General features: G+C 71.4%; 18 protein-coding genes. 13 read left to right on the top strand and 5 right to left on the bottom strand.

The window, feature by feature from the left end; genetic code table 11:
* Positions 1-14: 14 nt before the first annotated feature.
* Positions 15-671 (bottom strand): class F sortase, encoded by a 657-nt coding sequence (locus EFK50_RS19445; protein WP_123229249.1) that lies wholly within the window; start codon positions 669-671, stop codon positions 15-17.
* Entirely contained in the window at positions 668-2,395 is a 1,728-nt protein-coding gene (locus EFK50_RS19450) for a hypothetical protein (RefSeq protein ID WP_123229250.1), read from the bottom strand. Before EFK50_RS19450 ends, EFK50_RS19445 begins: the two co-directional genes overlap by 4 nt.
* A gap of 187 nt (positions 2,396-2,582) precedes the next feature.
* Between EFK50_RS19450 and EFK50_RS19455 the strand changes: the two genes are divergently transcribed.
* Complete coding sequence (locus EFK50_RS19455) at positions 2,583-3,080, top strand: hypothetical protein (RefSeq protein ID WP_123229251.1); 498 nt, start codon at positions 2,583-2,585, stop codon at positions 3,078-3,080.
* Between the two features lie 4 nt (positions 3,081-3,084).
* On the opposite strand, the gene EFK50_RS19460 is transcribed toward EFK50_RS19455, so the two are convergent.
* Both EFK50_RS19460 and EFK50_RS19465 read right to left on the bottom strand, forming a co-directional pair.
* A complete protein-coding gene (locus EFK50_RS19460) occupies positions 3,085-3,618 on the bottom strand; it encodes a GNAT family N-acetyltransferase (RefSeq protein WP_123229252.1) in 534 nt (177 codons plus the stop codon).
* Between the two features lie 61 nt (positions 3,619-3,679).
* The gene (locus tag EFK50_RS19465) at positions 3,680-4,273 is read right to left on the bottom strand and encodes a class I SAM-dependent methyltransferase (RefSeq protein ID WP_221177488.1); all 594 of its coding nucleotides are present in this window, start codon (positions 4,271-4,273) and stop codon (positions 3,680-3,682) included.
* A 44-nt stretch (positions 4,274-4,317) separates the two neighbouring features.
* On the opposite strand from EFK50_RS19465, the gene EFK50_RS19470 reads away from it, so the two are divergent.
* From EFK50_RS19470 to EFK50_RS19480, 3 genes are all read left to right on the top strand, one after another.
* A complete protein-coding gene (locus EFK50_RS19470; protein ID WP_123229253.1) occupies positions 4,318-4,953 on the top strand; it encodes a DUF2461 domain-containing protein in 636 nt (211 codons plus the stop codon).
* Between the two features lie 75 nt (positions 4,954-5,028).
* On the top strand, positions 5,029-5,847 hold the full coding sequence (locus tag EFK50_RS19475; RefSeq protein WP_123229254.1) for an alpha/beta fold hydrolase: 819 nt from the start codon (positions 5,029-5,031) through the stop codon (positions 5,845-5,847).
* A 247-nt stretch (positions 5,848-6,094) separates the two neighbouring features.
* A complete protein-coding gene (locus tag EFK50_RS19480; RefSeq protein WP_123229255.1) occupies positions 6,095-7,969 on the top strand; it encodes an acyl-CoA dehydrogenase in 1,875 nt (624 codons plus the stop codon).
* Positions 7,970-8,013: 44 nt separating this feature from the next.
* Here EFK50_RS19480 and EFK50_RS19485 read toward each other — a convergent pair whose 3' ends face one another.
* Positions 8,014-8,841, bottom strand: coding sequence for an SGNH/GDSL hydrolase family protein (locus EFK50_RS19485; protein WP_123229256.1), 828 nt, complete (start codon positions 8,839-8,841; stop codon positions 8,014-8,016).
* 81 nt (positions 8,842-8,922) lie between these two features.
* On the opposite strand from EFK50_RS19485, the gene EFK50_RS22555 reads away from it, so the two are divergent.
* From EFK50_RS22555 to EFK50_RS19530, 9 genes are all read left to right on the top strand, one after another.
* On the top strand, positions 8,923-9,738 hold the full coding sequence (locus tag EFK50_RS22555; RefSeq protein ID WP_123229257.1) for a maleylpyruvate isomerase family mycothiol-dependent enzyme: 816 nt from the start codon (positions 8,923-8,925) through the stop codon (positions 9,736-9,738).
* On the top strand, positions 9,735-10,655 hold the full coding sequence (locus EFK50_RS19495) for an oxidoreductase (RefSeq protein WP_221177489.1): 921 nt from the start codon (positions 9,735-9,737) through the stop codon (positions 10,653-10,655). Before EFK50_RS22555 ends, EFK50_RS19495 begins: the two co-directional genes overlap by 4 nt.
* A gap of 81 nt (positions 10,656-10,736) precedes the next feature.
* Complete coding sequence (locus tag EFK50_RS19500; RefSeq protein ID WP_148046239.1) at positions 10,737-12,038, top strand: hypothetical protein; 1,302 nt, start codon at positions 10,737-10,739, stop codon at positions 12,036-12,038.
* A 96-nt stretch (positions 12,039-12,134) separates the two neighbouring features.
* Positions 12,135-14,447: an Ig-like domain-containing protein gene (locus tag EFK50_RS19505; RefSeq protein WP_123229260.1), complete on the top strand. Its 2,313-nt coding sequence runs from the start codon at positions 12,135-12,137 to the stop codon at positions 14,445-14,447.
* A gap of 70 nt (positions 14,448-14,517) precedes the next feature.
* Positions 14,518-15,006: a GNAT family N-acetyltransferase gene (locus tag EFK50_RS19510; protein ID WP_246004246.1), complete on the top strand. Its 489-nt coding sequence runs from the start codon at positions 14,518-14,520 to the stop codon at positions 15,004-15,006.
* Between the two features lie 141 nt (positions 15,007-15,147).
* Positions 15,148-17,622, top strand: coding sequence for a vWA domain-containing protein (locus EFK50_RS19515; protein WP_183407925.1), 2,475 nt, complete (start codon positions 15,148-15,150; stop codon positions 17,620-17,622).
* Positions 17,619-18,068 (top strand): hypothetical protein, encoded by a 450-nt coding sequence (locus EFK50_RS19520; RefSeq protein ID WP_123229262.1) that lies wholly within the window; start codon positions 17,619-17,621, stop codon positions 18,066-18,068. The genes EFK50_RS19515 and EFK50_RS19520 overlap by 4 nt, the downstream gene beginning before the upstream one ends.
* A gap of 16 nt (positions 18,069-18,084) precedes the next feature.
* Positions 18,085-19,569: a carboxyl transferase domain-containing protein gene (locus EFK50_RS19525; protein WP_123229263.1), complete on the top strand. Its 1,485-nt coding sequence runs from the start codon at positions 18,085-18,087 to the stop codon at positions 19,567-19,569.
* A gap of 99 nt (positions 19,570-19,668) precedes the next feature.
* Positions 19,669-20,502: an SDR family oxidoreductase gene (locus tag EFK50_RS19530; RefSeq protein ID WP_123229264.1), complete on the top strand. Its 834-nt coding sequence runs from the start codon at positions 19,669-19,671 to the stop codon at positions 20,500-20,502.
* The last annotated feature ends 22 nt before the right edge of the window (positions 20,503-20,524 follow it).

Raw genomic sequence — 20,524 nt, forward strand, 5'->3', positions numbered from 1 at the left:
CGGGCCAGCCCGCCTCAGCCGGGGCTCGCCGTCACCACCAGGTTCTCCGTGTAGTGGAAGCCGCCTCCCGGGCGCACGACCCTGCGCGAGCAGGTGATCAGCACCAGGCGGTGCCGGCCGGTCTGGCGGAACACGCTCCGCGGCAGTCCCGACTTCGGGTAGTTCCGCACCCGCTGCACCTGGAACCGGTGCTCCCGTCCTCGGAACCGGATCCGGATCTCCGCTCCGGTCCGGATCCTGCCGAGTCGCGCCAGCACGCCCGGCCGGTCCCGGTCGTCGGACACGTGGCCCACCAGGACCGTCGTCCCGACCGCGTCGGTCAGGCCGGCTCCGTCGCGCCACAACCCGACCTCGGCGACCGAGGGCGGGATCTGCAGGCGGGCGCCGACGAATCGCACCGACCTGATCCGAGCTCGGACCCCGAGCGAGCCGATCGTCATCCGGTCCCCCGCCCGCGGGACGATGCGGGCGATCGGCTGCGGATCGCCGACCGTTCCGGAGAGCGGCCGGGAAGGCGACCCGGAAGGCGGCCCGGGCGAGGTCCACCGCGGGGTCGCACCGGCCGCCACCGGACGGGCCGGGTCCGCAGCCGTAGTCGCGGGCTCCTGCGTCGGCCCGGCCCCGCAGCCGGCCAGCAGGGCGAGCACCGCGACCAGCGCCGGCCACCTCATCGGAGGTCGCCCCGCCGCGAGCCCCCGGCCGGGACGTACGGCTGCTTCGGCACTGGCGGGGTCCGGCGGGCCAGGGTCGTCTCGGTGACCTCACCGCACCTGGTCGTCATGGCGTTGGTCAGGCCGGAGCCGGGCAGCGACTCGACCCAGGTGAAGTACCCGGCGGCGCCGAGCCGGACCGAGGGCGTCAGGTAGTCGCCGTCGCCCCGGACCGCGAACGTCACCTCCCGGTACGGCGCCCCGGTGCACGTCATCGCCTCCCGACTGGCGTACGGGCCGTAGAGCCGGGCGGTCACCGTTGCGGCGTAGCCCGGAGCGGTCCCGCGGATACGCACCCGGTCCGCGATCTCGGCTCCCACCTCCACCGTCGACCGTGAGGTCTGGGTGGAGACCTGGGGCGTCGTCCGGACGACCGTCGTCTCGGAGGCGACCCCGCAGGGGGTCCGCAGCGCGTCCTGGCTCCGGATGGCAGGAAGGGTCTCGACCCAGGTGTAGTAGCCGACGGCGCCCACCTTGATCCCGGGCGTGCGGTAGGAACCGTCGCCGCGCACCGGCATCGTCACCGTGCCGGCGACGGGTGCTCCGGTGCAGGAGGTCGCGGTGGGACGGGTCGGGAACGGGCCGTAGAGCACGGCGGTCACCGGGCCGACGTACGCCGGGTCCGCGCCCTTCAGGGTGACCAGGTCGGTCAGGACCGTCCCCGGGGAGGCCACCGCCGCCGAGGTCTGGGTGATCACGGAGGGCCCGTAGTGCACCTCGACCACGGCCCGGTCGGCGGCGACGACCGCGCTCTGCCGGCCGACGAGCCCGCGCTGGCTGATCGAGCTCGGGTTGCCCGGGCGCGGGTTCGGGTGCCAGCGGTTCGGCCGGATCAGCACCGGGAGCGTGCTCGGGGCGTTCGCCACCCGCGCCGTGACGCTCGCCGCCCGGGGCGTCGACGGTGCCTTCAGCGTCACCGTGGCGACGCCGTCGGAGCCGAGCCGGACCGAGCCGGGGCCGGTGAAGCCGGCGTACGACAGCGCAGCGGTCATGTCCTGGGGCCGGCGCGAACCGTTGGTGCCGCGCACCGTCGCCCGGACCTGTTCGCCCGGCAGGAACCGGCCGTCCGGTCCGGCCGCGACCTTCACCTGCACCGACCAGGGACCTCGACGCACCCGGGCCTCGGCCCAGAGAGCTCGGGCCCGACTGACGATGGCGGGATTCACGAACGACACCCCGCGCACGTCCCGGCTCACGGTGAGCCCGCCGGGGATGCCCGGACCGCCGGTCTTGCGGACGTCGCCCATCACCTGCCGGATGATGAGCCCGATCGCGGCCGCGGTGGTGTCGTTGACGGCCGACGCCGGGTTGCGGGTGACGACGTAGGTCAGGGCAGCGGTGGTCGCGGCGGCGACGCTGCCACCCAGGCTCGTCGGCAGGGTGCCGGACAGGGTGATCCGCTTGTGCGCGACTCCCCAGTTGGTCGCGAACAGGTAGTCGATGCAGTACATCTCGACGCCGTCGTACCCGCGCAGCGTCCCGAGCCAGTACAGCCCGCCGCGGCCGTCCCGCAGGCAGAAGCCGTCCTGGACGCCGCGGTCGTACTTGGCGCAGAGCGAACGAGGCACTGCACCTGCTCGGGCCGCGTCCGCGGACATGCTCGGGAGGCCCCAGGCGAGGCCGATCAGCGCGAGCAGGAGGGCGATCAGGGACAGGCGTGCTGGGCGTGCTCGTGGCGGCAACATGGATCGGCTTTCGTCGAGGAACAGGAAGCCGTGATGCTGCTGCGTCCGCCAGCCCCGGCGCGCGCGACCGATCCGGCTCTGTGGACGGTCGCTCCGGTCGACGAGGCTGTGCACCTGGCACGAGCGGCCCCACGAGTTGAGTACGGGTACTGATGCCCCGGCGCCGGGATCACGGGACGGTGGAGGCATGACCTCGAACCGCACGTTCGCCGCGCTCGCACTCGCCGGCGCCCTGGCCCTGTCCGCCTGCTCCTCCACGGAGGTCGACAGCGACGGACGCTGGGTGGGCGGCGCGAAGACCATGACGGCCTGGGCCGACTCCCACATCCCCGCGACCTGGGACCGTGTCGACCAGTCGGTGACCTACGGGGACATCATCGACGACTTCGGCAACGACACGAAGCGGGACACCACCGACTTCGCCGGCTCCTACCGCGGGGTCACGGAGAGCGAGTTCGCCGAGTTCGGCAAGAGCGAGCTGAAGCTCCGCCAGGACCTCGAGTGCGAACCGTACGACCCGGAGCTCGCCACGCCGGAGGAGAAGCCGTACCTGAAGAACTGCTACCTCAGCCTCTACCAGGGCCAGCGACCGCTCCCGCCGCAGTTCGACCTGTTCGCCGTCTGGACCGACTACCCGGACGGTACGACGACCACTCTCGTCTACCTGACCAACTCCCCCGACTGACCGGTCACAACCTGCTGAACGGCTCGGCGTACCGGAACAGTCCGCGCGACCCGCGATAGCTCGACAGGGTCTTGATCTGGAAGTAGTCGCCCCAGTCCGGGTCCGGTGCCTCGACCCCGGCAGCCGACGCGGGCAGGAAACCGAAACGTCCGTAGTACGCAGGGTCGCCGAGCAGGCCCACCAGCGGCTCGGACATCTCCTCCGCCACCCCCAGCACCGCGTTCATCAGCGAGGCGCCGACGCCACCCGACTGCCGTGCCGGGAGGACGCTCAACGGACCGAGACCCAGCACCGGGACCTCTCCCACGAACGCCCGCGTGGCGAGCACGTGACCGATCACGGCGTCGCCGTCGACCGCCACCAGCGACAGCTCGGGGATCCAGCCGGCGTCCTCGCGCAGCCACGCCACCAGCGGCACCTCACCGGGATCGCCACCCGGCTCCAGCGGAGGCGCACTGTGCTCGGCCTCCCGGAACGCGGCAGCGATCACCGCACTGATGGCTTCGATGTCCTCGGGGCGTTCGGGTCGGATGAGCACACCGGAACCGTCCGGCCTCGGGCCGCTCGCTGTCAAGGCGATTGGGGTCCGCGACACCGGCTCAGACTTTCCGCAACCTGAACCACTGCGGCGCGGTCCGGTTCATCGGCCATCCGAGCCCGGCGGTCTCCGCCGGCGTGACGTCAACAAGCTCCCAGCCAGGGAACGCATCCTGAACCTCGGCCTGCGAGACCCCACCGACCAGCCGACGCATTCTCGTCGGCCCGAACTCGAGCATGAGAAGCGTCGCCCCCGGGTTGGCCAGAGCGGAGACTCCTCGCCCTTCGGCAAGGCGCTGCGCCGCGTCGAAGCCTTGGAAGCACCCGACATCGAGGAAGAAGTCGAACGTTCCGAGATTCGAGGCGGACAGATCGGTGACGTCTCCGACCACGTAGGTCACGCCTTCCGGCGCCTGCCGCTGAGCAGCGGCGATCGCGTCCGGCACGTAGTCGACGCCCACGGCCTGCCAGCCTCGCCGAGCCAGCTCCGGGGTGTACTGACCGCGCCCGCAGCCTAGGTCGAGCGCCCGGCCCCAAGGACGAGTGCGCGAGCGTTCCTCACGGTCCAGCAGGTCACTGATGCTCTCGGCCGCCGCAGCCCTGTAACGCTCCCAAGGAGTGAACCCCAGTCGGTACATGCGGTGGTAGTTGGTCACCTCGCCATCGTGGCAGACGTCGTACCGGACCTAGGCTCAGTGCCATGACCGACTTCACCGGCTTCCCCGAGGCGGCGCTCGACTTCTACGACGACCTCGAGATCGACAACACCAAGTCCTTCTGGGAAGCCCACAAGCCGACGTACCTTGACTCGGTCAAGGCACCGATGACCGCGCTCACTGATGCGTTGGCGCCCGAGTTCGGAGCCGCCAAGGTCTTCCGCCCCTTCCGCGACGTCCGGTTCGCCAAGGACAAGACGCCGTACAAGACCAACCAGGGGGCGTTCGTCGGCGCCGGACCGGCGTGCGGCTGGTACGTCGAGATCGCGGCGCGCGGGGTCCGCACCGGGGCGGGGTTCTACGACGCCAGCTCCTCCGACCTGGCCCGGATCCGGACCTCGATCGACAACGAGGCCACCGGCAAGCAGCTCGAACGGATCCTGGCCAAGCTCACGAAGGCCGGCTTCACCGTCGGCGGCGACCGGTTGAAGACCTCGCCGCGCGGGTACGACGCCGATCACCCGCGCATCGAGCTGCTCCGGCACCGGTCGCTCACGGTCGGCAAGGACTACGGCTTCGCGCCGATCATCCACACCGCCGACCTGCTGGACGCCGTACGGAAGGACTGGACCGCTGCCCGGTCGCTCGTCGACTGGGTCAGCGAGCGTCTCGGCGACTAGAGGGGCCCACTCGACCGACTATTGGGCCCATTCGACCGACAACAAGGGCCGATTCAACAGTGTTAGGTTCCGGGCATGACCCTCGTGGACGTGAACGGGATCCGGCTGAACATCACCGACAGCGGGGCGCCGGCGGGGCGGCCGGACGCGCCGACGCTGGTGATGGGACACGGTCTGCTGTTCAGCACCACGATGTGGCGGCACCAGATCGAGGCGCTGCGGTCGTCGTACCGGTGCGTGGCGATCGACTGGCGGGGGCAGGGTGCGACGCCGCCGACCGAGTCCGGCTACGACATGGACACCCTGTACGACGACGCGGCCGCGCTGATCGAGCACCTCGACGTCGGCCCGGTGCACTACCTGGGGCTCTCGATGGGCGGGTTCGTCGGGCTCCGGCTCGGTGCCCGCCGCCCGGACCTGATCCGCTCGCTCACCCTGATCGACACCAGCGCCGGGCCGGAGGATCCGGAGAAGGTCTCGAAGTACCGGCTGCTCGCCACCATCTACGGCGTGCTCGGGATGAAGCCGCTGCTCGGGCAGGTCGCGCCGATCATGTTCACCCCGGCGTTCATGGACACCGACGCCGGCAAGGCCACCGTGGACACCTGGACCGCCGAGCTCGCCACCCAGCAGCGCAAGGGCGTGAAGAAGGCGATCCGGGGCGTCACCGACCGGGCCGCGCTCGGGGATGAGATCCGCGGGATCACCGCGCCCACCCTGGTCATCGTCGGCTCCGAGGACGTCGCGACCCCGGTGGCCAAGGCCGAGGCGATCGCCGCCGCGATCAGCGGATCCCGGCTCGACATCCTCGCCGGCGTCGGCCACGTCAGCACGCTCGAGGACCCGGCCCGGATCAACGCCTGCGTCCAAGAGTTCCTCGCCGGTCTCGGCTGAGCGCTCCCCCGGCCCGCTCCGCCCGCAGACCGCGCCGAGCACGTCGCCGGACTTCGGGCACGATCCGCGCCCGGGCAGTGCCGGAACCCGCCCTCGGGACCCAGATCCCCCGCAGGGATGCGGATTTGGCCTTCATCACACGAGTCGTGGTTCCGCTTGCACGAGCGTGCAACGCGACGCATACTTGTTGTTACTGGCCGGTAGCAAACCTGCGGTCAGCACATCTGATGAATGAAAAGGGTGGGTTGTGAGCCACTACAAGAGCAACATGCGGGACATCGAGTTCAACCTCTTCGAGGTTCTGAACCGGGACGAGATCCTCGGGACCGGCCCGTTCGAGGCGGTCGACAGCGACACCGCTCGTTCGATCCTGGCCGAGATCGACCGGATGGCCCGCGAGGACCTCGCCGCGTCGTACGAGGACAGCGACCGCAACCCGCCGGTCTTCGACCCGAAGACCAACTCGGCGCCGCTGCCCGAGTCGTTCAAGAAGAGCTACCAGGCGTACATGGACTCGGAGTTCTGGCGCCTCCAGATCAACGAGGACCTCGGCGGCACCCCCGCCCCGTCCTCGATCAACTGGGCCATGGGCGAGCTGATCCTGGGCTCCAACGCCCCGATCTGGATGTACGCCGCCGGCCCGAGCTTCGCTGGCGTCGTGCACCGCAACGGCACCGAGCGCGACAAGCAGATCGCCCGCCTGATGGTCGAGAAGCAGTGGGGCGCCACCATGGTCCTCACCGAGGCCGACGCGGGCTCCGACGTCGGCGCCGGCCGCTCCAAGGCGACCCTGAACGACGACGGCTCCTGGAACATCACCGGCGTCAAGCGCTTCATCACCTCGGCCACCAACGACATGACCGAGAACGTGATCCACCTCGTGCTCGCCCGCCCGCAGGGCATCGAAGGCATCGGCGGCCCGGGCACCAAGGGCCTGAGCCTCTTCATCGTGCCGGAGCACCACTTCGACCACGAGACCGGCGAGCTGACCGGTGAGCGCAACGGCGCCTACGTCACCAACGTCGAGCACAAGATGGGCATCAAGGTCTCCAACACCTGCGAGGTCACCTTCGGCGACCCGCAGGTCGGCGGCGGCGAGGCTGCCCAGGGCTGGCTCGTCGGCGAGGTGCACAACGGCATCGCGCAGATGTTCCAGGTCATCGAGAACGCCCGGATGATGGTCGGCACCAAGGCGATCGCCACCCTGTCGACCGGCTACCTGAACGCGCTGGAGTACGCCAAGGAGCGCGTCCAGGGCGGCGACCTGACCAACCAGGCCAAGGACGCCCCGCGGGTCACCATCACCCACCACCCCGACGTCCGCCGCTCGCTGATGACCCAGAAGTCGTTCTCCGAGGCGATGCGCGCGCTGGTGCTCTACACCGCGTCGTACCAGGACAAGATCCAGATCGCCGAGCACAACGGCGAGCGCGACGAGCTCGCCGAGAAGGTCAACGACCTGCTGCTCCCGATCGTCAAGGGCTACGGCTCGGAGCGCTCCTGGGTGCTGCTCGGCACCGAGTCGCTGCAGACCCTCGGCGGCTCCGGCTTCCTGCAGGAGTACCCGATCGAGCAGTACGTCCGCGACGCCAAGATCGACACCCTGTACGAAGGCACCACCGCGATCCAGGGCCAGGACTTCTTCTTCCGGAAGATCGTCAAGGACCAGGCCAAGGCGCTGACGCACATCAACAACGAGATCGACGCCTTCATCAAGAGCGAGGCCGGCAACGGTCGCCTCAAGGTGGAGCGCGAGCTGCTCGCCAAGGCGCTCGAGGACGCCGGTGCCCTCACCGGCATCCTGATCAACACGCTGATGAGTGCCGACGAGTCCGCCGAGGGCGGCAACATCAAGAACATCTACAAGGTCGGCCTCAACACCAGCCGCCTGCTGATGGTCATCGGTGACGTCGTCTGCGCCTGGCTCCTGCTCCGCGGGGCCGAGGTCGCCCTGGAGAAGCTGGCCGGCGACGTGTCGGAGGCCGACAAGGCGTTCTACGAGGGCAAGGTCGCGGCGGCGCAGTTCTTCGCCCGCACCAACCTGCCGAAGCTCACCGCCGAGGTGGCCATCGCCGAGGCGACCGACCTGTCGCTGATGGAGCTCGACGAGGCCAGCTTCTGAGCTAGGTCACCGGGTCTCGACAGGCTCGACCTCCGCGGGAGCAGTCACCGGGTCTCGACAGGCTCGACCTCCGCGGGTCGAGCCTGTCGAGACCCCTCGTCGTTTTCGGGTGACCGCACCGGCAGCAGCTGCGGCCGCTTGGCACCCTTGTCGCTCCCGGCGCCGCGCACCTGACGGGCCAGGAACGGGGCCACGAAGGTCGCCACCCACCAGGCATCGCGCCGCGCCACCGTCAGGCCGGTCATCGGCGCAGAGGCCGGCACCGCCCAGGCGTGGTCGCTGTCCGGCAGCCCGAGCAGCTCGCACATCCCGGCCGCGATCCGGGCGTGCCCGACGGAACTGCCGTGGATCCGGTCGTGGCTCCACATCGCCGGGTCGGCGCTGAGTCGCAGGCTGAACAGGTCGAGCACCTCGACCCCGTGCCGGGCAGCCGCCTCGACGAGCCGCCCGTTCAGCTGCTCCTCCCGCGGGCGCAACCAGCGCATCACCGGCAGCATCAGGGCGACGTCCGGGAAGGTCATCGTGAGTACCCGGCACCCGGTCGCCCGCAACGCCGCGAAGGTCTCCTCGACCTCGGCGACCGTCGCTTCCAGGTCGTAGTCGTGGCGGAGCAGGTCGTTCATCCCGACCACCACCGAGGCCAGGTCGGGTTCCAGCGCCAGCGCCGCCGGGAGCTGGATCTGGCGCACGTGCCGGGACCGGCAGCCGCCGACGGCGAGGTTGGCGTAGGTCAGCTCCGGGCTGGTCGTGGCCGCCAGCCGCTCCGCGAATCGGTCCGCCCAGCCGCGCCACCCGCCGGCCGGGTCGGGGTCGTTGCAGCCCTCGGTCTGCGAGTCGCCCAGGGCGACGAAACGTCGGTACTGCGGGGCCATGCCACGAACGTAGCCAGGTCCGCAAGGATGCGCATCCGGTTTCGCGGACGACCCCCTCCGGGCACCCCCTAGGCTGCTGCCATGAACGATGCACCCCGTCTGGCCGAGCTCGTCGAGACCTGGCGCGCCGCGATCGCCGAGTTCCTGACCCTGGTCCGTGACGTCCCCGAGGACCAGTGGAACCTGCCGACCGACCTCGACGGCTGGGACGTCAAGGACAACGTGGCGCACACCGCGCACCTCGAGGGCGTCCTCGCCGGCGCAGCCGAGGAGACGATCGAAGTCGCCGAGGCGCCGCACATCAAGAGCCTCACCGGCTTCTACACCGAGCAGGGCGTGCTGGCCCGGCGCGACCGGACGATGACCGAGCTCGCGGACGAGATCGAGCAGGCGGCCGCTACCCGGCACGCCGAGCTGCTCGCCGATCCCCCGACCGACGGCGCCGGAGCGCCGCCGCGGACTCCCGGCGGCATCCCCTGGGACAACAACACGCTGCTGAGCAACCGGCCGCTGGACGTGTGGATGCACGAGCAGGACATCCGTCGCGCGGTCGGCGTGCCCGGCGGCTACGGCACCGTGCCGGCGCAGCACGCGATCTCCCGGTTCGGCGGCGCCCTGCCGATGGTGCTCGGCAAGCGCGTCGGCGCCCCGGCCGGCACCAGCGTGCGCCTCGACGTCCCCGAGGCCGGGACGACGTGGTCCGCTCGGGTCGGCGACGACGGCCGTGCCCAGCCGGTCGACCCGCTGGACGACGCCACCGTCCGGATCACCGTCTCCGCCGAGGACTTCGTCGTGCTCGCGGGCGGCCGCCGTCCGGTCGAGGCCACCGCGCCGGCGTACGACGGCGACGCCGAGCTCGGGCGGGCCGTGCTCGCGAACTTCAGCGTGACCCCGTGAGGTCGTCCACCCCCTGGACCCTGGCCGACCTGCCGGACCTGTCCGGCAAGCGGGCGCTGGTCACCGGCGTCACCGCCGGGCTCGGCACCTCCACCGCGCTCGAGCTCGCCCGCGCCGGCGCGGAGGTCGTGCTGGTCGCCCGCTCCCCCGAGAAGCTCGCCAGGACGGCCCGCGACCTCCAGGACGAGCTCCCCGACGCCGTGCTGCACAGCGTCCGGGTCGACCTCGCCGACCTGACCTCGGTACGACGCGGAGCCGCCGAGGCGGCCGAGCTGGGCCCGCTGGACCTGCTGATCAACAACGCCGGCGTGATGGCGCTGCCGTACGCCCGCACGGTCGACGGCTTCGAGATGCAGCTCGGCACCAACCACCTGGGCCCGTTCCTGCTGACCGGGCTGCTGCTCCCGCAGGTGGTCGCGTCCGGCAACGGCAGGATCGTCTCGGTCGGCTCGCACGCCCACCGGATCGCCCGCCGGGTCCCGCTCGACGACCCCCGCACCCAGACCCGCCGCTACTCCAAGTGGGGCAGCTACGGCGAGTCCAAGCTCGCCGACCTGATGTTCATCCACGAGCTCGAGCGCCGGCTCCGCGCCGCCGACCTCCCGGTGACCGCCCAGGCCGCGCACCCCGGCTACACCGCCACCGAGCTGGTCGGCAAGAGCGGGGGCCTCGGCGGCCGGTTCATGGCGGCGGCCACCCGGGTCATCGGCCAGCGGGCCGAGCTCGGCGCCCTGCCCACCCTGATGGCAGCGACGGCCGACCTCCCCGGGGCCAGCTACGTCGGCCCGGGCGGACCGGGTCAGATGGGCGGCCTGCCGGTCGTGGTGAAGCCGCGACGCCGTTTCGTCAACGATGCCGCGGCGCTGACGGCGTTGTGGGAGCTGAGCGAGCGCGCCACCGGAATCAGCTACCCGTAGCGTCCTCGTCGATTCCGGCCCTCGCGTCGGACCGGCTGCCTACACTCGGCGGAATTGTTCTCGGGACGGGCGAGGGAGGGCGTGGCGATGTTGCACCAGGGCACCCGTTGGGTGATGCGCGTCTCCCGGCTCCGGGCCTTCGAGACCGACGCCGGCCGGGAGCGCTTCGTCGCCGCCTTCGAGGACCGTCAGCTGACCGCGTCGGCGAGTCGGCTGAGCCGCTGGGAGTACGGCCACTCGCGGGGCTCGCACCGCCTGCTGCGCGCGTACGAGGAGGGCACCGGCCTGGAGCCCTACCTGCTCTTCGCCGTCAACGACCGGCAGCGCCGGATCGCTGAGGACCGGTTCGCCGGCGAGCCGTCCGTCGACGTCGTCCAGGCGGTCGAGGCCGAGGACGTCTACGAGATCCTCGACCGGGCGGTCACCGCGCGCCCGGTCTCCGGGTCGGACTGGTACGCGATGGCGGCGTTCGCGGTCGCCAACGGCTACTTCTACCTCACCCCGGCGAACACCCGGCTGCTCGCCCGCCGGCTGATCGTGGAGCTGGCACGGTCGATCGGGACCGGCTACCTGCTGCGCTTCGAGGCGCTGCACCTGCTCGCCTCGATGTCGCGGCTCGACAACGCGATGCTGGACGAGCTGACGGCGATGATCTCGGCCGGCACCACCGGCATGTTCGGCGACGCGGTGAGCCTGATCCTCCGGTCCGATCCCGAGGTCGGCCGGAAGCTCGCCGAGCAGCTGCGGACCGCGGAGTCGCCGGTGGCGCGCCAGGGGTACGAGTGGATCACCGAGATCCTCCGGGACCGGGCGCCGCTGCCGGAACCGCTGCTCGACCGCGGCGAGGTGGCGGCCCGTCGCGAGCACCTGTGCCAGGACCTGCCCGCCTGGGCCGAGGCGCACCTCGAGGTCGAGGTCACCAAGCCGCTGGTCGACAACGCCCTCGGCGGCCGGTCCCGCCTGGTCCGGCACGAGGCGTCGCTGCTGATGATGACGGCCGGGGTCCAGGACGCGATCAACGGATCGTTGCTGGACGCCTTCGAGAGCGAGACCGACCCGGTATGGCGGACCCGGCTGGCCAACCTCAACGAGTACCTGATCCCGCCGCCCGACCCCGAACGTCTCGAGACCCTCGCCCTGGCCGAGCAGGACCCCGAGGTACGGCGCGCGCTGTGGAACTCCCGCGCGCACGCCCGGATCCCGATCGAGCCCGGTCCCGGCGTCCTCGCGCAGCTCGCCGACCCGACGGCTCAGGGCGGCGTGACGATGGCCCTCGGCCTCAGCGGATCGATCGATCAGCAGCTGCTCGACCGGCCCGAGCTCGAGGACGTCCGCGGCATGCTCGCGTGGTGGCGGAGCCAGGGCCCGGCTTTACGGCTCTGAGCGGTTTCATTTTCTCCGGATTCCTGAAATGTCCTTTCGCGGCGGTCGCGAAACCTGCGTTACTGGCGGATCACTCCCGCCGACCACAGGAGAGCAATGAACATCAGGAAGCAGGGGCGCCACACCGCCCGACGCGTCAGCGTGGGCGTGGTGACCAGCGCTGTCGTCACCGGCATGCTGCTGGTCGTCAACCCGGCCCCGGCCGGTGCCGCGACCACCGTGAACGTCGGAGCCGAGGACATCCGCGGCGACGAGTCCACCTACGCCGGCTGGCACCAGGGCTACGCCAATGCGTCCGAGTCCGCCGCCGCCACGTCCAGCGGCCTGATGATGTCCGGCAAGTCCCAGGTCATCAACGGGTACCTCGACAACGCCGCGACCGGGATCACCGGCTCCGGGATGAACGCGGACCTCGCCAGCGTGCTCCCGTCCACCGAGTACGACGTCACCGCGGGCAGCGCGTACTTCCAGGTGCCGATGTTCATCGACGACGACAACAACGCGGCCACCGCGCCCGTCTTCACGACGCTCCGGCCGGCCGACCCGAGCACCGGCGACACCTCGGTCAGCACGGGCGACGACTGGGTCTCGTCCAAGGCGGTCGTCGGCCTCGACGCGGGCACGCCGTACGAGCTCTCGCACATCCTGGCCGAGCTCCAGGGGATCAAGTACAAGACGCTGGCCTTCGGCGTCCTCACCACCGAGGGTTCGAGCGCGACGGTCTCGTCGATCACCTGGGACGGGACGACGTACCAGTTCGTCGCCGGCACCCCGCAGACGACCGACGTGCAGAACGCCGACGTGCGCCGGTTCGAGACCGCCGCCACCTACACCTCCTGGCACCAGGGCTACGACAACGCCACGGCGGCCCAGCAGGTCACCGCGGACGGCCTCGTCCTCGCCGGAAAGTCGCAGGTCCTCAAGGGCTACGCGAACAACACCGACGCCCTGAACGCGGTCAACGCGAACCTGCGCTGGACGCTCCCCGACGCCAGCTACACGGTCGCCGCGGGTTCGGCCCCGGTCTTCTTCCAAGTCGCGGTGAAGTTCGACAACGGCGACGGCGTGAAGTTCGCGACCCTGCGCAACAGCGGCGCGGGAGCCGGCACGAACACCTTCGCGTTCGGCGACCAGTGGCAGTCCAGCAAGCCGGTCGGCGCGATCCCCGCGAACACCGACGCCCCGCTGGGTGACCTGATCGACGCCCTCGGCCACTACAAGACGATCGGCTTCGGCGTGCTCACCAACGCCGGCACCGCCGCGACGGTCAGCAACATCACCTTCGCCAACCGGTCCTACGACTTCGCCGAGCCGGAGACCGCACCGGGCACGACCTCCGTGCTCCGGGCCCGGGACATCCGCGCCGACGAGAGCACCTACGCCGGCTGGCACCAGGGTGCTGCCGGCGGCACCATCACCGCGGACCCGGACAGCACCGAGCTGAACCTCGGCGCCACCCGGTCCCAGCTGCTCAACGGCTACCCGAACAACAGCAACGACCTGGACAGCCCGAACGGCGTCAACCTGGTCACCGCCCTCACCGGGGCGTCGTACACGGTCGTCTCCGGTCCGGTGCACTTCCAGGTGGCGCTGTTCGCCGCCGACCCGGACTCGGGTCAGACCAAGTTCGCCACGCTGCGGCCCGCGGCTCCCGCCGTACCGGGTCTCAACCGGGTCGACGTCGGCCAGGAGTGGATCTCGAGCAAGGCGATCGGCACCATCGCGGCGAACACCCCGATGCTGCTGGGCGACCTGCTCAGCCAGATCCCCTCGGCCAAGGTCATCGGCTACGGCGTCTACCAGGACAACGGCGGCAACGGGAAGATCAGCGACATCACCTTCGATGGAGTCCGCACCACCTTCACCGGCAACCGCACCCCGGCGTCGGCCGCGGTCAGCGGGTCCACGACCTCCGGGCACGCGGTCACGCTGGCGCTGAAGGGCAACGACGCCGACGGTGACCCGATCACCTACAGCGTCGGGACGCCGGCGAAGGGCACGGCTGCCGTCACCGGCGGATCGGTGAAGTTCACCGCTCCGGTCGGGTACGTCGGGACGACCTCGTTCAGCTACACGGCCACCGACGATCTGGGGGCCGCCAAGGCCGGCACCGTCACGGTCAAGGTCGGTCAGGTGCGCTCGGCGCTCTCGCTCCGGGTGACGAAGGGCGCTGCCAAGAAGACCTTCTTCACCGTCCGAGTCTCGGCTCCGGGCGCGGTCGTGGACGGGGGCCGGGTCGACGTCAAGCGCCTCGGCAAGGTCGTCGCGTCCGGCAAGGTCGTCAACGGCAAGGTCCGGCTGCTGGTCGGCAAGAAGCTCCCCAAGGGATCCAAGTACTACGGGATCTACTTCCGGGGAACGACGTCGGCCACCGCGAAGTCGGTCCTGCTCAAGGTCAGGATCAGGTAGCAGGCACTGCTCGAGGAGCCCGGTCCAGCACTGCTGGGCCGGGCTCTTCGGCGTCAGTAGGGTCGGAGCCATGGACGAGTCCCTGCTCCGCCCGATCACGCCCGCCGACCACGCGGCGGTCCTCTCCTGGAACGAGGCCAACGTCGAGCTCCTCTCCCCGCTGGACGAGGCCCGGCTGGCGGAGCTGCTCGCCTGGAGCGACCTCGGCGCGGTGATCGGCCACCAGGGCGTCGACGTCGGGTTCGTGCTGACCTTCGCCGCCGGGTCCGCCTACGACTCGACCAATTACCGCTGGTTCGCCGACCGGAACCCGGCCTTCCTCTACCTCGACCGGGTGGTGGTCGACCCGGCGGTCCGGCGGTCCGGCGTCGCCACCCGGGTGTACGACGCGATCGAGGCCCGAGCGCGCTCCCGCGGCCCGGTGATGTGCCTGGAGGTCAACCTCGACCCGCCGAACGAGCCGTCACTGGCGTTCCACCACCGTCGCGGCTACCTCGAGGTCGGTCAGGAGGAGGCCCAGGGGCACCTGGTGAGCCTGCTGGAGAAGCAGCTCGGCTGAGCGCGAGAGGTGGTCCCGGACCGGTCCGGGACGTGAAGCGGGTCACAATCCGTCCGGTTTCGTCATCTGAGCATGCAATTCGGGTCATTGAACGTATGGCGCTGGGGGGCGCCACGTCCGTTCACTCATTGGGAGCCCTTGATGCGAAACACCCGAATCCGCTCTGCCCTGCCCGCCCTGCTCGTGGGTGGCCTGCTGGCCGCCGTCACCCAGGTGCCGGCCTCCGCCGCGGTCCCGACCCCGGCAGGCGACGAGGCGGTGATCAGCGTGCGCACCGGCGGCGACCGGCTCAGCGGCGGCATCGGCGCCACCGCCGTGTCCCGCCTCGCCGGGGTCAAGCTCGCCCTGTACGCCGACGCCACCGCACAGGACCCGATCGCCGAGCCGTGGGCCACCTGCACGTCGGACGCAGGCGGCGACTGCTCGTTCGTGGTTCCCGACACCGACCCGGGCGGGGCGAACGAGGACCGTCGGTTCGTCGTACGCCAGCTCGCGGCTCCGGCGGGCTGGCTGGTCAACCCGTCGCTGAGCACCGGCGGCGCCAACTCGGAAGGCACCGCGCGCCCGTACCTGTTCGAGACCGGGACCGAGCTGCGGGCCGGCGCGACCTACCTCTCCCAACGCGACTTCATGTTCGCCCCGCAGACCACCGCGAACATGACGAACCTCGGCGCGTCCTCCGGGATCTGGCAGTCCTCCCGGGTGAATCCGTCGGTGCGCTCCGGCTGCGGTCTGGACGTCGCCCTGATCCTCGACCTCTCGTCCTCGGTCGGCGAGGAGCTCCCCGAGCTCAAGCACGCCGCGGATGCACTGGTCGACGGGCTGGTCGGCACCAACAGCCGGGTGGCGACCTTCTCGTTCTCGAACGGCAGCCCCGCCCCGAACGGCACCCCGAACCACCCTGCCCTCGCTCCGGTGGAAACCCAGACCGGCGCCGACGCGGTCAAGGCCGGCTACGCCTCCTGGGCGGTCGGCGGCGGCACCAACTGGGACGCCGGCATGTTCGCCGCCGGCACGGCCTCCCCCCAGTACGACGTCGCAGTCGTGGTGACCGACGGACACCCGTCCGTCTACGGCAGCCCGCAGCAGTCGTTCAACTCCAGCTGGGACCGGTTCAAGGAGATGGAGTACAGCATCTTCTCGGCGAACCTGCTCAAGTCCCAGGGGACCCGGGTGCTGGCCGTCGGCATCGGCACGCTGCTGACCGGTGACGCCGACGCCCTGAACCTCGCCGCAATCTCGGGACCGACCAAGTACGACGGCACGAACGCCGACGCCGCCGACTACTACCAGGCCGCCTCGTTCGGCGCCGCGGGTGACGCGCTGGCCACCGTCGCGGAGAGCTTCTGCGCGCCGAAGCTGCACCTGGAGAAGCGGATCGCCCGGGTCCAGGACGTGAACGACAACGGCGTCAACGACGCCGGCGACAAGATCTGGTGGGAGTTCGACCTGCACAACACCGGCGCCGTCCCGCTGACCGACCTCCAGGTCAAGGACCCGCTGCTGTCCGGTCGGTCGATCCCGGTCACCTGCCCCGCCGGGCCGCTGGCGGTCGACGCCCGGGTGACCTGCGCGGCCGACGAGGGTTACGTCATCACCGCCGAGGACGTCACCGCCGGCCAGGTGCACAACGTGGCGACCGCGACCGGCGAGAAGCCCGGCGGCAACCCTGAGGACCCGACCGACGACGTCCCCTCCGGCCCGTCCGACACCACCACGCCGGTCGAGGAGACCCCGGTGCCCGGCCTCGCGCTCACCAAGCGCGTCGCCGAGGTCCGTGACGTGAACGGCAACGGCGTCAACGACGCCGGCGACGAGATCTGGTGGGAGTTCGACCTGCACAACACCGGCCAGACCGTCCTCACCGCCGTCCGCGTCGACGACCCGATGCTCGCCACCATCCCGGTGACCTGCCCGACGACGACCCTCGCGATCGACGAACGCACCACCTGCAAGGCCGACGCCGGCTACGTCATCACCGCCGAGGACGTCACCGCCGGATCGGTCCACAACGTCGCCACCGCCCGGGGCGAGAAGCCCGGCGGCAACCCCGAGGACCCGACCGACGACGTCCCCTCCAACCCCGGCGAGACCACCACCCCGGTGGAGACCCCGCCGGTGCCGGGAGTCCGGTTCGACAAGCGGGTGAGCTCGATCGAGGACGTCGACGGCGACAAGCTGGTCGACGCCGGCGACAAGGTCTACTACGAGTTCACGGTCACCAACACCGGCCAGACCACGCTGCGCGACGTCCGCGTCGACGACCCGCTGCTCACCCGGGCCCGGATCGCGGTCCTCTGCCCGCCCGGCGACCTGGCAGCGGGCCAGGACCGGACCTGCCGCTCCGAGGTCGGGTACGTCATCACCGACGCCGACGTCGCTGCGGGCTACGTCAGCAACGTGGCGACGGTCGTGGTCACGAACCCGCACGTCGACGGCCCGAAGGAGAGCGGCACCGACACCGTCACCGTCGACACCGAGGTGCTGCCGCCGGCGAGCCTGCCGGACACCGGGATGCCCACAGGCCTCTCGCTGCTGATCGCGCTGGCCCTGGCGCTGGTCACCGGCGGCGGCCTGGTCCTGTGGTCGTCACGACGGAGGACCGCTCAGTCGTGACGGGCCACACCAGGAAGCGACGTACCCGCTCCTCTCCGCGGTACGTCGTCCTGGGTGCGGCGGCAGTAGCAACGGCCGCCGCTGTCGCCGGGATCGGGTACCTGGTACCCGATCCCGGCGACCACCCGGTGAAGCCCGCGCCGGAGCGCCCGACGTCCTCGGCGCACTGGACCGGAGCCGCTGCCGACCTGGACGAGTTCCGGTGCTCCGGCACCCGCGCCGGCTGGTCGGCCCGGGGTGTGCTGACCAACACCGACGGCGTCGACCGCAGCTACCGGGTCAGCATCTCGCTGGCCAGGCGGGCGACCGGCGAGGTCGTGGACAGCGGCGAGGTCACGGTCGTGGTCGACGGTCGCTCGTCGCGGCCCATCACCGTCGACCTCGGCCCGGCACGCTCGCGCAAGGGCCTGGACTGCGTCCCGAACGTGACCTCGACCGCCTCCTGAGCGCTACGATCCGCGCGTGCCCCGTCTCAGCGCTCGCGACCTGATCGAGCTCGTCCTCGACCAGGGCTCGTGGGCGCCCTGGGACACCCCGCCGGTCTACGGCGACGTCGCGCCGGAGTACGCCGCCGACCTCGAGGCGGCCCGGGCGAAGTCGGGCGCCGACGAGTCGGTGCTCACCGGCGAGGGCCGGATCCGGGGACGGCGGATCGCCGTCCTGGCGGGCGAGTTCTCGTTCCTGGCCGGTTCGATCGGCCAGGCCGCCGCGACCCGGCTGGTCGCCGCGATCGAGCGCGCGACCGCGGAGGGCATCCCGCTGGTGGCCGCACCGGTCAGCGGCGGCACCCGGATGCAGGAGGGCACGCCGGCATTCGTGCACATGATTCGGATCTCGGCGGCCATCGCCGCCCACAAGAACGCCGGACTCCCCTACCTGGTGTACCTGCGGAACCCGACCACCGGCGGCGTGATGGCCTCGTGGGGATCGCTGGGTCACGTCACCATCGCCGAACCGGGCGCGCTCGTCGGGTTCCTCGGCCCCCGGGTCTTCGAGGCGCTCTACGGCAAGCCGTTCCCGGCGAACGTGCAGACCTCCGAGAACCTCTACGCGCACGGGATCATCGACGGCGTCGTCCCGGCCGAGGAGATCGCCGACCTGCTGGACCGGACGCTGTCGATCCTGCTCGCCCGTCCCGCCGACCCCGGGCCGCCGCCGGCCCAGGGACCGCTCCCGGAGGTCGACACCTGGGACGCCGTGGTCCGCTCCCGCCGGCCCGACCGACCCGGCGTACGGCGGCTGCTGCGGTACGCCGCCACCGACGTCGTCCCGCTCAACGGCACCGGGCAGGGCGAGGCCGACCCCGGCCTGATGATCGCGCTGGCCCGGTTCGGCGACGCTCCCTGCGTCTTCCTCGGCCAGGACCGTCGCGGGCAGACCCCGTCGAAGCCGATGGGGCCCGGGGCGCTGCGCGAGGCACGTCGCGGGATGCGGCTGGCCGTCGAGCTCGGCATTCCGCTGCTGACCGTGATCGACACCCCCGGCGCGGCGCTGAGTCCGGAGGCCGAGGAGGGCGGGCTGGCCGGAGAGATCGCCCGCTCGCTCGCCGACCTGGTCACCCTGGAGGCGCCGACGCTCTGCCTGATGCTGGGCCAGGGCAACGGCGGCGGGGCGCTCGCGCTGCTGCCCGCCGACCGGGTCGTGGCCGCCCAGCACGCCTGGCTCTCCCCGCTGCCCCCCGAGGGCGCCAGTGCGATCGTGCACCGCGACACCGAGCATGCCCCGGAGATGGCGCGGGCCCAGCGGATCCGGGCGATCGACCTCCAGGCGGCCGGGGTGGTCGACCGGATCATTCCCGAGGAGCCGGACGCCGCCGACGAGGCCGAGGCGTTCTGCCGCCGAGTGGGGGCGGTGCTGGAGCAGGAGCTCGGCGGGCTGGTCCACCGCGACGTGCCCGAGCTGGTGGCGCGGCGCTCGTACCGGTTCGCCACGCTGCCGCCGAGCTGACCTGAAGGGCCCACTCAACGTCCCGCAGGGCCTACTCGGCGGACAAGAAGGGCCTACTCAACCTAGACACTAGAACCTGTTTCAGTTCCAATAGGGCGCGTGAGTACTTATGTCATCAGCGGGGCGGGGTCCGGGATCGGCGCCGCCACCGCTCAGCGGCTTCAGGCCGACGGGCACCGGGTCATCGGTGTCGACCTCCGGGCGCCCGGCCCGTCGACCGACACCCTCGAGTGGATCGAGGCCGACCTGAGCAGTGAGTCCGGCCGGACCGCGGCGGTCCGCCGGGTGCAGGAGCTGGCCCCGGACGGGATCGACGGGCTGATCCCCTGCGCCGGGATCGCCGGCCTCTCGGGGGTCGACCCGGCGCTGCTGGTCTCGGTGAACTACTTCGGCGCGATCAGCCTGGCCACCGGCCTGCGACCGCTGCTGGCGAAGTCCGGTGCCGCCTCGGTCGTGCTGATCGCCTCGAACTCGGTCACCTGCCAGCCCGGCTGGGTCAGCGACGGCGTGGTCGAGGCCTGCCTGAGCGACGACGAGGGCCGCGCCCGCACGCTCGCCGCGACCCACGAGGCGGTCGAGATGTACCCGGCGTCGAAGTTCGCGATCGCCACCTGGGCGCGCACCGAGGGCGTCAAGGAGGCCTGGGCCGGCAGCGGGATCCGGGTGAACGCGATCGCCCCCGGCCTGATCGCCACCCCGATGACCGACCAGCTCCGCGAGGACCCGGTGTTCGGGCCGTTCGCCGACGTCTACCCGAACGCACTGGGCCGCCCCGGCCGCCCCGAGGAGGTCGCGGCTCTGATCGCGTTCCTGCTGGCTCCGGAGTCCAGCCTGCTCGTCGGCACCGTGATCCTGGTCGACGGCGGCACCGACGCGATCCTGAACGTCTCCCCGCCGCGCAGCAACGATCAGACCACCTTCCCGGCCGGCTGATCGGACCTGGCGATCCGGGGAC

Origin of the sequence: Nocardioides marmoriginsengisoli (assembly GCF_003725695.1) — a bacterium.
Classification (GTDB): Bacteria; Actinomycetota; Actinomycetes; order Propionibacteriales; family Nocardioidaceae; genus Marmoricola; species Marmoricola marmoriginsengisoli.

Coding starts and splice junctions, on each gene's coding strand:
- EFK50_RS19445 (WP_123229249.1), bottom strand. CDS start 671: ATGAGGTGGCCGGCGCTGGTCGCGGTGCTCGCCCTGCTGGCCGGCTGC.
- EFK50_RS19450 (WP_123229250.1), bottom strand. CDS start 2,395: ATGTTGCCGCCACGAGCACGCCCAGCACGCCTGTCCCTGATCGCCCTC.
- EFK50_RS19455 (WP_123229251.1), top strand. CDS start 2,583: ATGACCTCGAACCGCACGTTCGCCGCGCTCGCACTCGCCGGCGCCCTG.
- EFK50_RS19470 (WP_123229253.1), top strand. CDS start 4,318: ATGACCGACTTCACCGGCTTCCCCGAGGCGGCGCTCGACTTCTACGAC.
- EFK50_RS19475 (WP_123229254.1), top strand. CDS start 5,029: ATGACCCTCGTGGACGTGAACGGGATCCGGCTGAACATCACCGACAGC.
- EFK50_RS19485 (WP_123229256.1), bottom strand. CDS start 8,841: ATGGCCCCGCAGTACCGACGTTTCGTCGCCCTGGGCGACTCGCAGACC.
- EFK50_RS22555 (WP_123229257.1), top strand. CDS start 8,923: ATGAACGATGCACCCCGTCTGGCCGAGCTCGTCGAGACCTGGCGCGCC.
- EFK50_RS19505 (WP_123229260.1), top strand. CDS start 12,135: ATGAACATCAGGAAGCAGGGGCGCCACACCGCCCGACGCGTCAGCGTG.
- EFK50_RS19510 (WP_246004246.1), top strand. CDS start 14,518: ATGGACGAGTCCCTGCTCCGCCCGATCACGCCCGCCGACCACGCGGCG.
- EFK50_RS19515 (WP_183407925.1), top strand. CDS start 15,148: ATGCGAAACACCCGAATCCGCTCTGCCCTGCCCGCCCTGCTCGTGGGT.